Source organism: Brevibacillus sp. RS1.1, assembly GCF_013284365.1.
GTDB lineage: Bacteria > Bacillota > Bacilli > Brevibacillales > Brevibacillaceae > Brevibacillus > Brevibacillus brevis_D.
The window spans coordinates 646,508-662,744 of sequence record NZ_JABSVA010000002.1 but is presented as its reverse complement, the minus strand read 5'-3'; the positions used below and the strand labels follow the sequence as shown (position 1 = coordinate 662,744).

Below are 16,237 nucleotides of genomic sequence, written 5' to 3'. Positions count from 1 at the left end.
AGCCGTGACTTCTTGTTTGTGCTTCGTTGCGACATGAGGCGATGGAGGGAAGTACAATCAAAACGATACTGATCATCGACGATGAAGCACAAATTCGTGAACTACTCAGTATTTATTTGAAAAATTACGGGTTTGCTACTTATGAAGCAGGTAATGGGGTTGATGCGCTGGCTGTATTCTCAAACGTGCAAATCGATCTGGTTATTGCTGATATTATGATGCCGATGATGGATGGATACGAGTTATTAAAAAAGATGCGACATATTTCCGAAGTTCCGTTTTTGTTCCTGTCCGCGAAATCGGACGATATGGATAAAATTATTGGACTGCAGCTTGGCGCTGACGACTATGTGGGGAAGCCTTTTAACCCCATAGAAGTCGTCAGCAGAGTTCAAGCGTTATTCAGGAGAATGGATGTATTTTCCAAAGGTGAAAAGCAGAACCATGAAATCATACAAATTGGCGATGTCATGCTCGATTTGGTAAGCTGTAAGCTGTACAAAAATGGACAGCAGAAAGAAGTGACATCGTACGAGTTCAAGATTTTGTCTTTACTGATGAAGCATGCGGGGAGAGTTTTTACAAAAGCATCCATTTACGAGCATGTTTGGGGGCAGGAATACATAGGGGATGAAAACCTCATCATGGTCTATATCAGCAAACTCAGGGAGAAGATTGAGGATAACCCAAGAAAGCCAGTTTATCTTATTACGATCAGGGGGTTAGGCTACCGTTTTGAAAAAAAATGAGAGCATCCCCGACAAGCGGCCGTTAAAACAACTGTTTTTTCGGCATTATGTTGTGATAAGCGGTTTGTTCTCATGTGTGATTATGGTTGCTCTTTTTGGGACAGACCTGTTGATGGACAACTTTTTTAATAAAACGCCCGATTTGACCCAAGTGGATGTCAGTAAAATATACCAGTACCCTTTTGAAAAGATTGATGGTCGGTTGTTAGACGAGTACGGCGGCTGGTTCGAGATCGTGGATGAATCGGGGACAGTCATCTATGTAAAAGGCAACAAGGAAGACAATATCATGACATATAGCGATGGAATGCTGTACGCTAAAGTGGACATACTGCGAAATGATGATTCAATTTTCTACCATGCCTATCAAGCGCAAGGGCCAGAGGATGAAAACTATGTTCTGTTATGGAAATTTCCTGAGCGGTCGGAAATTATATCATTGACGTTTGGAATCTTAATAGCGTTGTTTGTCGTTCTGTTGTTCATCGCCCTTTATTTCTACACCCGGTACTCCGTCTTGAAGATGAAGGCGCCTCTCCGGCAAATTGTAGAGGGCATTAAAGAGATGGAAGGCTTCAACTATCAGAAGAGGCTTACATTTTCGGCTGAAATGGAATTTGCAGAAATCCGAGAAGCATTTAACGGAATGGCAGAACGACTACAGCAGACCTCTGCAGAGAAAGAAGCGGTAGCGAGCAACAAAAGAAACATGCTGTTGCATTTGTCTCATGATCTGAAAACACCGATTACTTCTGTATTCGGGTATTCTCAGTTGTTGCTGGATAGGCCGGAGCTAGAAGAAGAGCAAAGGCGTCAGTATGTTCAATATATTAACGACAAATCGTCTTATATGGCCCATTTGATTCAAAATTTGTTCGAACTGGCAAAGCTGGAAGACCAGCACGTGAGACTGGATCAAGAAAAGGTGAACATTAGTAAGTGGTTTATGCAGCTTGTTGCGGAATTTTATCCGGAAATAGAAGATAGGGGATTTCAATTGGAAGTGAAAATTCCAGAGGAGCCGCTGTTTGTCATGTTCGACAAAATGCATATGAACCGCGTTATTACGAATTTGATCGGTAACTCGCTAAAACATAATCCGCCGGGAACGCAGCTATTCGTTTCATGCGAGAAAATAGAGACCGGCGTTGTTCTGTGGTTGGGTGATAACGGTATAGGTGTTCAAAAGGATGTTAGGGAACATATTTTTGAAGAGTTCATAAAAGGGAGCAATCCTGTGAAAGATAGCACCGGACTTGGTCTAGCCATTTGTAAAAAAATTATAACGTTACATCAGGGGACCATTCATTTGGAAAGAAATCAACGGTATACGACTCTATTTAAAATAACTTTGCCTCTTGAATGAGCGGTACTGTCCGGGAATGTATGGAGTGGGTTCGCTGATTTGGATGGTCTTCGCTGAAATCTGCTTGTATATGGATATGAGCAAAATGCAGATGGAGTAAGAGGTGCAATTGCTAAAAAGGAGCCTTCCAAATGAGAGGGCTCCTTTTTCGAAATGAGAGTTTTGGAGAGGGTTATTTACTCGTATAAGTTGAGAGAGAACCATCCGCTAATAGTGTCAGGAAGAGATACAAATGGTATGCTGGAAGGGTAAGGCAGGATTGGAGAAGGGGATGGTGTTATGAAAAGGACACGCAAAATCACCTCCTAAAATCATGATGTTTTCGATTTTAGGAGGGATATCCAATGGAATTTCAGCGAATCGATCTAGATAATTGGAGCAGAAGGTCTTATTTCGAGCATTATCTGAACCGAGTGAATTGCACTTTCAGTATGACTGCCAACATAGATATAACGGAATTGCTGCTCGCTCTACGGCAAAAGGGGATGAAGCTGTACCCGGCTTTTCTGTATATGGTGACAAACGTTGTCAATGCACACCGTGAATTTCGGACTTCCTTTCATATGGATGGCGAGTTGGGCTATTGGGAGAGCATGATACCCAGCTATACTTTTTTTCACCAGGACGATCAAACTTTTTCTACGATGTGGACGGAATTCGCAGACGAGTTCCCTGTGTTTTATCAAAATTACGTAGCGGATATGAAGCAGTACGGGGACAACAAAGGTCTTGTGGCAAAAGAGTTGGAACCGCCTTATACGTTCCCTGTCTCGTGTATTCCCTGGGTTAGCTTTAGTGGGTTTAATCTGAATATTTCGGGAGATGGGCGATATTTGCTGCCGATCATTACGAGCGGAAAGTATTTCGGGCAAGAAGGCAAAGCGTTATTGCCTGTTTCTTTGCAGGTCCATCATGCGGTTTGTGATGGCTATCACGCCAGTCTGTTCATTAATGATCTGCAAAAATGGGCAACAAACTATAAGGAATGGTTAGGTGTCGAGTGAATTGGCTCGTTTGGTATGCTTCTCCTTCCTAATCTCTTCCAATCATTTATAATAACGGTAGGAGAACTGGGAGGAGAAGGAATGAATAAAGAATTGGTAGGAAAAGTCTTCGGCTGTATCGTTTTGGGTGCGATCATTACTGTGATCGGAGTCGTGGCGATGGTAATGACTGCCTTGAACGCACAGGGAAGAGTTTATTCCCTCCTTGTCGCTGTCACGACAGTCGTTTTTATCATTTACATCATCGGGCAAATGTTCGCCCCGCAAAAGAGTCGGTTATGGAACAGAGCCCTCTTTGTCTATTTTCTCTTTTGTACGCTGCCAGTTGCAGGATATGAGATCAGCAGCTATTACCATAATAGCATTCCTATTGTCAGTGAGGCAGAGGTCGATCTGGAACTATATAAACCGTTTCGTACAGGCTCCAAAATTAAAAAGCTTGATCAACCTGCGACACTGTCATTACAGTCTGATTTGCCCAAAATAGATGGGGCGACCGCCTTGTATCCTCTTTACGCTTCCTTTGTGCAGGCTGTTTATCCCAAGAAGGATTACGACCTTGCCGACAGCGAAGTCATGGTAAGCAAAACGCCAAAAGCGTACGAAAATTTACTGGATGGCAAAGTCGATGTCATCTTTGCGGCAGCTCCTTCCGAGGAACAGCTCCTAGCAGCCAAAGAAAAAGGCGTAGAGCTTAAGCTGACTCCGATTGGAAAGGAAGCTTTTGTCTTTTTTGTCCATGCAGAGAATTCTGTTCAGGGACTCACTACCCAGCAAATTCAGGACATTTATGCGGGAGACATCAATTCCTGGGATCAAGTCGGGGGCGGGTATGAGTTTATTCGATCCTTTCAGCGTCCTGAAAATAGCGGAAGTCAGACGATGCTCAAGAAGATCATGGGGGGTAAAGAGCTCATGAAAGCACCACAAGAAGACGTGGTAACAGGAATGGGTGAAATCATCGAGCAAACAGCCAACTACAAAAATTATTCGAATGCCATCGGTTACTCGTTCTTGTTTTATGCCACGGAGATGGTGCGAAACGGAAACATTCGTCTACTTGCAATTGATGGAGTTAAGCCTAATAAGGAAACGATAAAAAACAGAGCGTATCCGTTTGTGGCGGAGTTTTACGCAGTGACAGCAGGGACGGACAATCCGAATGCAGAGAAACTGATCGAATGGATTTTGTCTCCGCAGGGACAAGAATTAGTAGAAAAAACGGGCTATATTCCAGTGAAATAACTAAGTAGCAAGTAAAGGAGACCCTTGGGCAATTGACCCGAGGGTTTCTTCTTCGCTTTTGTGGTTCGTAACGGTAGGAGGGGCGGCACCTCGTCACAGATGGACGCACAGACTGGCAGGTTCATATTGACAGAAAAATCTAAGGCTGTTATAAAAATAGTAAATAGCACTCGCGAGGTGAGAGTGCTAATATTGAAAAAGGAATACATAAGAAGTCCGGAAGGGTGGGTATTTTTTCATGGAAAAAAAGCAGTTTCAAGCAGAATCTACACGTCTGTTGGAAATGATGATCCATTCAATTTACACACAAAAGGAAATCTTTTTGCGTGAATTGATCTCTAATTCCAGTGACGCGATTGACAAAATTTACTACAAATCGCTCGTCGATGATCAATTGGTGTTTGATAAAGAGAACTATTTTATCAAAATAGCGGTTAACAAAGATACCAGAACGTTGACCCTGACAGATACCGGGATCGGCATGACGCAGGATGAACTGGAAAATAATCTGGGTGTCATTGCGAAGAGCGGTTCGTTGGCGTTCAAAAAAGAAAACGACGCAAAGGATGGCTACAATATCATTGGTCAATTCGGCGTAGGCTTCTACTCGGCCTTCATGGTTGCCGACAAGGTTACGGTCATCAGTAAAGCACTGGGAAGCGACACGGGCTACAAATGGGAGTCCAGCGGTGCGGATGGCTACACGATCGAGCCTTATCACAAAGATTTGGTCGGGACCGAAATCATTCTCGAAATCAAGGAGAATACAGAAGAAGAGAACTACGACGAGTTTTTGGAAGAGTACCGTTTAAAAGCGATTATCAAAAAGTACTCCGACTTTATTCGTTACCCGATCAAAATGGACATTACCCAGCATAAGCCAAAAGAGGGCAGCGAAAACGAATACGAACAAGTGACGGAAGAACAAATCGTGAACAGCATGGTTCCGATTTGGCGTAAAAATAAAAGCGAGCTGACGACTGAGGATTACGAACAGTTTTATGCGAGCAAGCATTACGGCTTCGACAAGCCGCTGGGACACATCCACATTAATGCAGATGGAGCCGTTGTTTATCAGGCGATTTTGTACATCCCGGAGAGCATGCCATTTGATTACTACTCGAAGGAGTACGAAAAAGGTTTGGAGCTGTATGCGAACGGCGTACTGATCATGAACAAATGCGCGGACCTGCTTCCAGACTACTTCAGCTTTGTTAAAGGGATGGTTGACTCCGAAAGCCTGTCTCTCAACATTTCTCGTGAGATGCTCCAGCATGACCGTCAATTGAAGCTGATTGCGAAAAACATCACGAGCAAAATCAAAAGCCAGCTCCAAAGCTTGCTGAAAACAGAGCGGGAAAAATACGAGCTGTTCTACAAGTCATTTGGCAGACAGTTGAAATACGGCATGTACAGCGACTACGGAACGCATAAAGAAACATTGCAAGACCTGCTAATGTTCTACTCGTCCAAAGAGAAAAAGCTGGTGACGCTACAAGAGTACGTAGAGAGAATGCCAGAAGATCAAAAGTACATCTATTACGCATCCGGCGAGTCGATCGAGCGAATCGAGAAGCTGCCGCAAACAGAGCTCGTATCCGAAAAAGGCTACGAAATCCTGTACTTCACAGATGACGTCGATGAGTTCGCGATCAAAATGATGATGAACTACAAGGAAAAGGAATTCAAATCCGTATCGAGCGGGGATTTGGGAATCGAACCGGGCGAAGAAGAAAAAGCAGCCGAAGCCGAAAACGAGAACAACAAAGAGCTGTTCGACTATATGGCATCGCTGCTCGAAGGAAAAGTCAAAGCCGTAAAAGCTTCCAAGCGCTTGAAGTCACACCCTGTCTGCTTGTCGACAGAGGGTGAAGTGACGATTGAAATGGAAAAAATCCTGAACGCGATGCCAAACAATCCGAGTGTGAAGGCAGACAAGGTACTGGAGATTAATGTGAACCATGCGGTGTTCCAGTCGTTGAAGGGTGCATTTGACGCAGACAAGGAAAAGGTCAATTTGTATACGGCACTTCTGTACAATCAGGCTCTCTTAATCGAAGGCTTGCCGATTCAAGACCCGGTAGAGTTTACGAACGATATTTGCAAAGTAATGGTGTAATCACAAAAAAGGGGATGAGACTTGCTCATCCTCTTTTTTATGCGGAAAACGTCTCAGAGTGATAAAAAACTAGTTGCTTGGCCTCGGTACATACGTGAAGATTGGATCTCTTAGCTCGAACTCATATGTTGCTCCATTCACGATTCCAACGATCTTCTCACTGTCATATAAATCGAGCAAGAAGCCGGCCATTTGTTTAGCTGTATGGAACTTAGGAACTGCACCAGCATATTCAAAGTGATCCATATCAAGGGAACGCTTCGCAAATTCGGTCTCTGTTGCAGCAGGTGCCAACACTTTTGCTTGCATGGCTGCTCCGTTCTCCCTCAATTCTTGTGCCAGACCTTCCGTAAAGGCACTAACATAGAACTTCGTCGCGCAATAGGTCACGGCGTTAGCGATGATTCTGTAACCTCCGCCTGAAGAAATATTGATGATTTGTGTTCCATTCACATGTGCATAGTCACGAGCATAACGAGAAGATAGAATCGTTAGTGCTTCAATATTCAAGTGAAGCATGGACTCAATTTTATTCAAATCTTGTTCCCCGACAGAAGCAAAGTTTCCGAACCCCGCATTGTTAATCCAGGTCTCAATCTCATAATCCTTTAGACTGTCGTAAAAGTCATGAACATTTGCACGCACACTTAAGTCAACTGTCCGAATGACTACATCCAATTTTGCGTTGATTTCAGCCACTTTTGATTGGAGCTTTTCTAATTCCTCCGTTCGACGAGCTGCTAAAATTAAGTTTTTTCCACGAGCAGCAAATGCCAGAGCGGTTTCAAAACCAATTCCTGAGCTTGCTCCCGTAATGACCGTATAATTCATGTATACCCCTCCTGAATTTATTCAATAGCTTCCAATGAGATGGAATGTTTCATTGAGTATACAGATTAGAGTAAACTCTAAGTCAAGGGTATAAAATCTATTCGGAGGTTTCTCATGCGCACGATTGGTGAAGTAGCACATCTATTAGGGATAAGCACACATACGCTGCGGTATTATGAAAAGGAAAAAATAGTGATTCCGGATCGCGATCAAAGCGGTGACAGGCGATATAGCGATTCGCATATTCAATGGCTGCGATTTGTTATCAAGTTAAAAGAAACGCAAATGCCTATCTCGAAAATCAAGAAGTACGCTTCCCTGTTTTTAGAGGGAGAACATACTGCCTCAGCTCGATTGAGTCTTTTAGAAGATCATAAACACTATATTGAGCAACAAATAAAAACTTTAATCGATGTGGATGGTATGCTAGAACGTAAAATTGTTGGTTACAAAGACTACATCAGTAACAGACATTGATTTTCCATTCACAAGTGCCATGTGCGTTATTGTGATTTAAGGGATTCAAATTTGCGTTTCATCCAAAAGCTATCTAGATAAAGTCCAAAGGTTGTATCATGTTTATGAGAGAACTTTAAAATAAAGGTAATGGAATGAGGGTACAACATTTATGTATAGAGTGGCTATTTGCGATGATGAGGAGAAACACAGAGAGTTTGTTAAAAGCATTCTAATTACTTTGTCGATAAAGACAAATATTGAATTTGTAATCGAATCATTCGACTCGGGAGAGCAGTTGGTATCTTATTATGAGCGCCAAGAAACTCCATTCCATATTTTAATTTTGGACATTGAAATGGGTGGAATGAACGGAATTCAAGCAGCCCGAACAATAAGAGGGTTAAATAACCTGGATGAACAAATTATTTTTCTGACAAGTTACCCAAAATATATGGTGGAAAGCTTTGACGTCATGACATATCAGTACTTGATAAAACCCATTGCACCTTCGATCTTGGAGGAGAAAATCATCAAGCTACACCAATACTTTCAAGCACTTGATAAAAAGTATATGGTCATCAAGTCAGGCTATGAAGATGTCGTATTAAAATATGATGAAGTTATTAGTATTGAAGCTGCCAAAAGCTTAACCATAAAAAGCAAGCTGCATTTTACGACCACGAATCAAACCTATGAAAGCAAAGGCATCATTTCTGATTATGCTCTGGCCTTAAAGGACTGTAACTTCATACAAATCCATCGTTCCATTATTATTAATCTGCTTCATGTGAAGAAATTTGCTAGCGGAGTGGTTCTCATGTCCAATGGGAAGGAATTGCCTATAGGTCGTTCTAAAATGAAAGAGGTTAAAGATACTTACACCAAATTTATGATTATGAAGGTCGATTGATATGATTCAAAATAATTTTCTGATTGTCTTTTGCATTATACTTCTGATGGGTGTGCAGGTTAATTTTTTCTTTAATTCGGTATTTGATAAATCAGCTAAAAAACAAAACCGATTCATTTACTTCATTATCTTTGGGTTGCTCGATTACCTATATTTAGTTATACCAGCCTCTCTTATATTATCTTCGATGCTATCTTTTCTTGTGATATTTAGTTTTGCGCAATCTTATACAGTAGAATTTAAAACGAAGTTTACTTTTTCTATACTTTACGGTGTTTTAGGATCTCTCTCTAATTTTATATCGCTATATTTATTTTATTCCCTAGATTCAGTAGACTTTAGCGTTAACTCTATAAATGAACAAGATCAAATAGCCAATACGAAAGCTATTTTACTCAGTTCCATGATCATGTTTGCGATCATTCAGATCATACGACTACTTGCAAAACGTAGAAGTTTCTCTTTGGATAATCGTTACTACGCATTATTCTTGGTTATTCCTGTCGTAAGTATATACCAGCTGAGTATTCTAACTTATAAGGACGTTTATTCTTTCATTTCCGTCATTGGGTTTCTTCTCTTAAACGTTATTCTTTTCTATATTTTTGATAATATCGTTGATAAATTTCAATTTATGCATGAGAATTCGCAATTGCAACATCAAATGGACTATCAAGATGCGAATTACGAAAAAACAGTTCACAGCTTCAAATCGATTAAACGAATCATTCATGATACGAACCAACAGCTTTTGTATATCGAAGAATGTATTAAGCGAAATGAGTTAGAAGCGGCAATGGAACATATTAAGACTACTTTAAATAAAGTCGAAGGAGCCTATCATCGCGTTAATACGGGGAATCTAGTTATAGATGCCCTTGTCACAAATACGCTTAATATTGGACAAGCCAATGGCATAAGAATAGAGACGAAGATCAACTTATATTCACAGGAAGTTAATATTGACCGTTATGACTTATGTGTAGCTCTAGGAAATATGCTAGATAACGCAATAGAAGCTTCTAAACGAGTGAAAATCGCAGAAGATAGGTACATTCTAATCAAAATATATTCTACCGAGTCTACCCTTCTCATTCACATCTTGAATCATATGGAGAATGAAATTGTCTATTTGCACAGCCAAAAATCAAACGCGGAATTTCATGGTATCGGATTAACAAACATAGCGAGAATTTGTGACAAGTACGGTGGTCATATGACCATTGAAACGAAACATAAAGAATTTAATAATATGGTCGTACTTCCATATTAAAGCCACAATCCTTAGACAACATGTTGTTTAGGGATTGTTTTTTTCGTTTCAGGGTCATTTTTATTCTAGCAGACTTTTTCCTTGTATGATCATTTCAGCCAAGTACAATATAGCAAGAATTACGAGGAGGAATTAACAATGAAGAAGGTGGTTTCTGTATTCATGACCGCTATTCTTATTGCAATACCGGTCACCCCTGCTTTTGCTCTAACGAATCCTGATACTGTTAAAGAAAAGGCACAGGAGCAGGCTTCGAAGATCGTATCCGATTATGGTGCAAGTGGATTGCAGTATGCAATTAGGGATCATGGATCCATTGTCTTATCAGGCAGTGCTGGTGTATACGATAAAGAGACCAAGAGTCCGATCACCGAAGACACGATGTTTGGAATCGGCTCGGTAAGTAAAATGTACGTGACTGCTGCAACGATGATGCTGGCTGATTCTAAAAAAATTGATATTGATAAGCCGCTAACCACGTATATCAAGGACTTCAAAATGGCAGATAAACGATATAAACAGATTACGCCACGTATGTTGATGAATCATTCTTCAGGAATTTACGGTAGTCAATATGGGAATAGTTTCCTATTTGAAGATAATGATACGAAAAATCATGATGAATTATTGGTAAGATTACAATCAGAAAGCTTAAAGTCAACCCCCGGCGAGTTTTCGGTATATTGCAATGATGGTTTTCAGCTGCTTGAAATATTGATTGAACGAGTGAGCGGTTTACGTTATAGCGAATTTCTTGAAACCTATATTTCTGATCCTCTTCAATTGACCTCGACCAAAACACCACTTGATTCTTTTGATAGAGACAGGCTCATAAAAACTTATTATCCTGGGGTGGATCAAGCTTTACCCGTTGAGAATGCCAATCTCTTAGGGACAGGAGGCCTTTACTCCACGGCTGAAGAAGTAACTGAATTCGCTGAAGTATTAATCGGGAATCGAACGGATATTTTATCTGAGAAGTCAGTAAAGGCTATGCAAAGTCATGAGTATAGAAAAGGCGTGTGGGTTCCTGAAGAGACAAACTCGATTAACTATGGTCTTGGTTGGGATGCTGTCCGTTTAGCACCATTTAGTGATTACGGAATAACAGCATTATTTAAAGGTGGAGATACGATTATGTATCACGCTGCTTTGGTGACCTTACCCGAACATGATATTACGATTGCTGTGCTTTCATCGGGAGGCGGTAGTACCTATAATAGTTTAGCTGCATCAAATATTTTATTGGAATATCTAAGAGCCAAAGGCACCATTAAAGAAATTCTACCTGAAAAAACATTTGAACCTCCAGTGAAAGTGGACATGCCATCCGATATGCTTGCATACTCTGGGTTATACGGTAGTGTAGGTAAAACGGTAAAACTGGAGATAAAGAACGGGGAGATTCACTCACCTGATCTAGCATTTGAAGGGTTACCGCCGCAAAAATATGTATATACCGGCAATGGACAGTTCATAAACAACGATGGGAATGCAACGATAAGCTTTGACCGAGCGAAGAATGGAAAAACCTATTTAAAACTTAACGCTTATATCAATAATCCAGGATTAGGTCAATCGTTTTCGGTATCCTATGAATTGCAAAAGTTAGCTTCCAATCCACTAAAACAGTCAATGAAAACGGTATGGGAAAATAGGGATGGAAAAAAATACTACGCTTTAGATGAAAAGATCACTTCAGTGATGTATCTAAACAATGCGCTTGTGACCAAAACGATATCCGTTGATATCAGCCATGGATACGCTTCAGGCACTAAAATTGTTGACAAGAATAATGCAGTAAATGTAATTCAGATTCCTGCTTTTGCCGGAAGAGACGCTTTTGATTTGAATTTCTATCAGAAGAATCAAAAAGAGTATGTAAAGATCAATGGATTATCCTATATCAGTGAAGATGCTATTCCAACCTTTAATGATGGGAAAGATTCATTATGCATCATACCATCGGATGGTCAGGCTAGATGGTATAAAATCGATGCAAAATCAGCCAACCGAGTCATGAACGTTGAGACTCCGGAAAGCGGCGGATTCGCCGTTTATGACAAGGATGGAATGACTGTGAACTTTTCAAAGGCAAGTAACAATCATTCGGTAGTACTGCCTGAAAGCGGGATGATCGTTTTTGGTGGGAATGCGGGTGATGTATTTAAAATTAATTTGAAGAATAAATAGATGTAAGCATAAAAGCTCGCATTACTGATAGTATCCTCTTTGAGTAGAAAGTGTAAAAAGCCCGCCCACCTAATGGTGGGGGGTACACTTTACTTGGAGGGGATTTTTCCATGGCTAAAAAAGGTCAAACATTCAAGCGATGTGCCCCGGTCGAGTACCGAAACACATTGGTTGCTTAGGCTTTTTATATTGTGTCTACTTGATAGGGGGAAGACCAAGCTTCAAGGGTTTTTTCGTCCAAACGTGCTAGGCAGGAAGCTGAACCGAGCCACGTATGAGGATTGCCGGCCCAGCACCAGCCTAGCTTCGGTTTATTTTCGCTGATCCACATGGCTGTTACACGTCGGTCGCCACAACGAGAGCCGAGCAGGGAAAAGCCGTTGTTTTTCTTTACCCGATCCGGGAAGTGAGTGATCAGGGCGATCCCTTCCTCCAGTGTGAGCGGAGAACGCTGTTGCTCCAAGAGGATGGGCATCGCGTCATTCGGAGTGATGTTCAGCGTCTCATTTCCTGTATCAATTCCGGTCATCAGGTAAGCCATTCCTGTAGGAATCTCGATGCCTTCGATGGGTGTAAATCGCCGGATTTCTTCTGCATCCATGACACTGAAGCCAGCTTTCTTTTTCCGCTCGATGGCTTGCATCGCTTTTTCTCCGTCGAACCAATCGCCTTTTACCACGAGAACAAAAGGGACAAGGCCCTCCTGCTGTTCGTCTTCTTGAATGGGAAGAGCTTCTGCCAGTGGTTGCAGCGGGACCAGACTTTTCCTGAACGCTTCTGCTGTCATGCCCGCCATTTCAGGATAGCCCTTTTGAATGAGTGTTGTTAGTTGCCGTTCGAATTCTGCTCTGTGCATGGGTTAATGCGCCTCCCTCCACTTTTCACATTCATCTTACAACATTCGTGCAAATTCAAAGGTTTTTCCAAAATAAAAGGAATAAAGCAAATTTCGGTTGAAGTAACTTTACAACTTAGCTTTAATCTTGATGGAAGAAAATCGGAAGGAGGCTGTCTGCCATACGCCCTATTGATATTGCACGTAAGCTGAAGCTGAGTACAAGCGCCTTGCGCAATTATGAAGCGCATGGGCTGGTTCCACCTGTGGAGCGGTCAACGAGCGGATACCGGAAGTATACGGAGGAACACGTCGCCTATTTTACCTGTATTCAAGCCATGTCTCCTGGCTTTGGGATGGATGTGACGGCGCAGGTGATGCGGTTGATCCAGGATAGACAGTTGCAGGCTGCTCTGTGGCGTGTGAATGAGGTACAGGCTAATTTGCAGAGGGATAAGCAGTTAGCGGAACGAAATTTGGCGATGCTTGAAGACGGCCGAGCAGGTAAGGTGGAGGAAGCTGGAATCAGCGAATGGATGACGATTGGAGAAGTAGCAACCATGACTTCTTTGCCTAGCTCAACCATCCGCCACTGGGAAAAGGTTGGACTCATTACAACTTCCCGCGATGAGAAAAATGGCTATCGTCTTTTCAATCGCTCGCAAATCCGTAAAATCATGCTGCTTCGTACGCTGCGACCTGCTGTCTATTCTTTATCGGTTGTGGAGTTAAAGGAAGCCATTGCGAGCATGAATGAAGAGGATGTAAAAGAGGCGCGAAACATCGCTTTGGAAACGCTGCGCTATCTGGATCAGATGAATCTCGTACAAATGCGTGGAGTTTTCTATTTCTATCAATTAGGCAAAGTAGTTCAGTTGGTCGAAGAATAGGGTAGCGAAAAGAGAAAACCCTCTCCTGCACATTTGCAAAAGAGGGGATGTCATCGTTATTCCACAAACAGTGATACTCGCTCAAATCCTGCATCTGAAATGCGAATCAAGCCTGTATCCGAAATATGCAACGTCGGTATGACGACCAGAGCAAGCAAAGACAATGTCATAAAGGCGTAGTTCATCGTGCAGCCCGCCTTCACCAAGGCTTGGCTAATCTCCATGGACTGCTGTACAACTGTTTCATAAGGCTCGGTCGACATCAGTCCAGCTAAACGCAGCGGAAGCTCCACCATTTCGCCGTCTCCAGTCACGACAGCGATACCACCTTGCATGCTGATCACAGCATTGGCTGCTTGTGCCATCCGCTCATCGTCGTTTCCAATGACAAGCACGTTATGGCAGTCATGGGCGACAGTCATGGCAATCGCTGCTGGCTGGTTAAATCCGACATTGCCAACAATCCCGATGCCAGAGCCGCCTGTTTTCCCATGGCGTTCGAAAACAGCCATTTTGCACAAGGTACTCTCGGGTGTAATCTGTAGCTCACTATTTGCGACAGCCACATCGACAAACACTTCGTCCGTCTCTACGTGATTTTCGCGGACAACTGCGACGCGTGTCTTGATCGTCCCGGACGGAACGGGGGTTTTGATGATGAAGTCAGAAGGAGTGAGCTCAGCCTTGATTTTCACAGAGTTGATGGCAAACTCAGGGTAAGGGAACGGAGAAAGCTCGAGCGTCATTTCACCGTTTTCCGCCACTACTTCACCGCGTGCGATCGTCATCACGACATTCACATCAGCCAGATTCCCATCGAGCAAAATGATATCGGCGATGATACCCGGTGCGATCGAGCCTACATCTCGTGCGACACCGAATCGTTCTGCTGTATTAATGGTCGCCATCTGGAAGGCAGTCACAGGCTTGACTCCTTGCGAGATCGCATGTCTGACGATGAAGTTCATATGTCCTTCTTCTTTCAACGAATCACAGATGCGGTCATCGGACACGAGCATCATCCGGCGGGAGTCAATGCCCTGTTCGGTGTGTGCCTTGATCGTTGCCGCAACATCGTGCCAGGCTGAGCCGCGGCGCATTTTGGCATACATGCCAAGGCGTACCCGCTGTGCGACATCTTCGCTGGTCACACATTCATGGTCGCCGGTTACACCCGCAGCTGCATAAGCAGCCAGACGTGGATCGCTTGACGGCCATGTATAGTGACCATCCACTACTTTTCCTGCCCGAAGTGTCGCTTGAATCTCTCCAATCATTTTCGGGTCTCCGTACACGACACCAGGGAAATTCATGACTTCTCCGAGTGCGATCATATCGGGTCCCCAGCTCAATGCTTCCGCGACCTCCGCTGGTCCGAATTCTGCCCCAGCCGTTTCAAAAGAAGCATCCGTTGAAGGGACGCAGGAAGCGACCTGCATGTAAGCAGCCATCGGGGTTTGTCTTGCCTCATCCAGCATGATGCGCAAACCGGGTAGACCGAGAACATTCGAGATCTCATGCGCATCGAAAAAGCCGCCTGTGGTACCAAGCGGCAATACCGCATTGGCGAACTGCGTCACGGACAGCATGCTGCTTTCGATATGACAGTGCCCGTCCAACAGTCCTGGTGCCATATACTTTCCTTTTGCATCGATGATCGTGGTGGATTCATCCGTCATTCCTTCTACAAAAGGACCTACGTAGGCGATACGGGTGCCAACAACAGCGATGGACATATTCGGCAAGATTTCACCGGAGAGAACATTGACGAGAGTGCCGTTATGGATGAAGAGGGTCGCTTTTTTCTCCCCTCTGGAAAAGGCAACGAGATCAGGAATGCAATCTGCGAGTGGAGGTCTTGCAAAGGACGAATGCTGCTGTGTCATGTTTACTATCACCTCATGCTGGATTTGGTTTTTTACATATCGTACACATCGAAGCGGAAGGAAGCTAGTTTTCTTTTAGAAAAAATTTTAAAAAAGAGGGTGCAGTGGATGACGAGAGTAAAAGTCAAATACCTAAAAATATCGTCCTACCTAAAGCTGTGCGTGGGAGCTGGGGTTTCAATTGGGATTTTGGATGGGGCCTTCCGTTTTTTATTATTACTCGTAATGGGGCAGTTGAGCACTTCAAAAGCATTGCTCTTCAGTATGCAGGTAAAGGGATGGGTAGCGGGAATTTTGCAGTTGCTTTCTGTACCGCTACTGTATGGATTGGGTGCAGTCTTATTTAGCCTCATCTCTTATTTTCCTTTTATGTACTATCTCAAATGCAAAAAGGGGCTTGTGATTGAAGGGGTATTTGAAGGGGAACATTACGAGGACATACCAAAATAAAACACCTCCCATTTTCACCTTTGTTGA

The 16,237-nt window shown here is 43.0% G+C and carries 14 protein-coding genes; 11 read left to right on the top strand and 3 right to left on the bottom strand.

The genetic code is table 11. The features are described from left to right. Window positions 1-41 precede the first annotated feature (41 nt). From HP570_RS08685 to htpG, 5 genes are all read left to right on the top strand, one after another. Complete coding sequence (locus HP570_RS08685; protein WP_007723834.1) at window positions 42-749, top strand: response regulator transcription factor; 708 nt, start codon at window positions 42-44, stop codon at window positions 747-749. Next, on the top strand, window positions 736-2,115 hold the full coding sequence (locus HP570_RS08680) for a HAMP domain-containing sensor histidine kinase (RefSeq protein WP_173625470.1): 1,380 nt from the start codon (window positions 736-738) through the stop codon (window positions 2,113-2,115). Before HP570_RS08685 ends, HP570_RS08680 begins: the two co-directional genes overlap by 14 nt. 344 nt (window positions 2,116-2,459) lie before the next feature. After that, the gene (gene catA, locus HP570_RS08675) at window positions 2,460-3,119 is read left to right on the top strand and encodes a type A chloramphenicol O-acetyltransferase (protein WP_173625469.1); all 660 of its coding nucleotides are present in this window, start codon (window positions 2,460-2,462) and stop codon (window positions 3,117-3,119) included. Window positions 3,120-3,200: 81 nt separating this feature from the next. Beyond that, window positions 3,201-4,364: a PstS family phosphate ABC transporter substrate-binding protein gene (locus HP570_RS08670; protein WP_173625468.1), complete on the top strand. Its 1,164-nt coding sequence runs from the start codon at window positions 3,201-3,203 to the stop codon at window positions 4,362-4,364. A gap of 238 nt (window positions 4,365-4,602) precedes the next feature. After that, window positions 4,603-6,483, top strand: a complete 1,881-nt coding sequence (gene htpG / locus HP570_RS08665) for a molecular chaperone HtpG (protein ID WP_173625467.1) — start codon at window positions 4,603-4,605, stop codon at window positions 6,481-6,483. Window positions 6,484-6,552: 69 nt separating this feature from the next. On the opposite strand, the gene HP570_RS08660 is transcribed toward htpG, so the two are convergent. Continuing rightward, window positions 6,553-7,314, bottom strand: a complete 762-nt coding sequence (locus HP570_RS08660; RefSeq protein WP_173625466.1) for an SDR family NAD(P)-dependent oxidoreductase — start codon at window positions 7,312-7,314, stop codon at window positions 6,553-6,555. Between the two features lie 114 nt (window positions 7,315-7,428). Between HP570_RS08660 and HP570_RS08655 the strand changes: the two genes are divergently transcribed. The 4 genes from HP570_RS08655 to HP570_RS08640 all read left to right on the top strand — a co-directional run bounded on the left by HP570_RS08655 (window position 7,429) and on the right by HP570_RS08640 (window position 12,149). Then, window positions 7,429-7,791 (top strand): MerR family transcriptional regulator, encoded by a 363-nt coding sequence (locus HP570_RS08655; protein ID WP_173625465.1) that lies wholly within the window; start codon window positions 7,429-7,431, stop codon window positions 7,789-7,791. Between the two features lie 151 nt (window positions 7,792-7,942). After that, entirely contained in the window at window positions 7,943-8,683 is a 741-nt protein-coding gene (locus HP570_RS08650) for a LytR/AlgR family response regulator transcription factor (protein ID WP_173625464.1), read from the top strand. Window position 8,684: 1 nt separating this feature from the next. Then, on the top strand, window positions 8,685-9,956 hold the full coding sequence (locus HP570_RS08645) for a sensor histidine kinase (protein ID WP_173625463.1): 1,272 nt from the start codon (window positions 8,685-8,687) through the stop codon (window positions 9,954-9,956). 138 nt (window positions 9,957-10,094) lie between these two features. After that, window positions 10,095-12,149 carry a serine hydrolase domain-containing protein gene (locus tag HP570_RS08640; protein WP_173625462.1) on the top strand — a complete coding sequence of 685 codons (2,055 nt, stop codon included), beginning with the start codon at window positions 10,095-10,097 and terminating at the stop codon, window positions 12,147-12,149. Between the two features lie 184 nt (window positions 12,150-12,333). On the opposite strand, the gene HP570_RS08635 is transcribed toward HP570_RS08640, so the two are convergent. Next, window positions 12,334-13,005: a DUF5701 family protein gene (locus HP570_RS08635; protein ID WP_173625461.1), complete on the bottom strand. Its 672-nt coding sequence runs from the start codon at window positions 13,003-13,005 to the stop codon at window positions 12,334-12,336. Window positions 13,006-13,166: 161 nt separating this feature from the next. Here HP570_RS08635 and HP570_RS08630 point away from each other — a divergent pair, with 161 nt between their 5' ends. Beyond that, window positions 13,167-13,874, top strand: coding sequence for a MerR family DNA-binding transcriptional regulator (locus HP570_RS08630; protein ID WP_173625710.1), 708 nt, complete (start codon window positions 13,167-13,169; stop codon window positions 13,872-13,874). A gap of 56 nt (window positions 13,875-13,930) precedes the next feature. Here the strand turns inward: HP570_RS08630 and HP570_RS08625 are convergent, their stop codons facing one another. Beyond that, window positions 13,931-15,760, bottom strand: a complete 1,830-nt coding sequence (locus HP570_RS08625) for an adenine deaminase (RefSeq protein WP_173625460.1) — start codon at window positions 15,758-15,760, stop codon at window positions 13,931-13,933. A gap of 108 nt (window positions 15,761-15,868) precedes the next feature. On the opposite strand from HP570_RS08625, the gene HP570_RS08620 reads away from it, so the two are divergent. Beyond that, the gene (locus HP570_RS08620; RefSeq protein WP_173625459.1) at window positions 15,869-16,210 is read left to right on the top strand and encodes a hypothetical protein; all 342 of its coding nucleotides are present in this window, start codon (window positions 15,869-15,871) and stop codon (window positions 16,208-16,210) included. Window positions 16,211-16,237 lie beyond the last annotated feature (27 nt).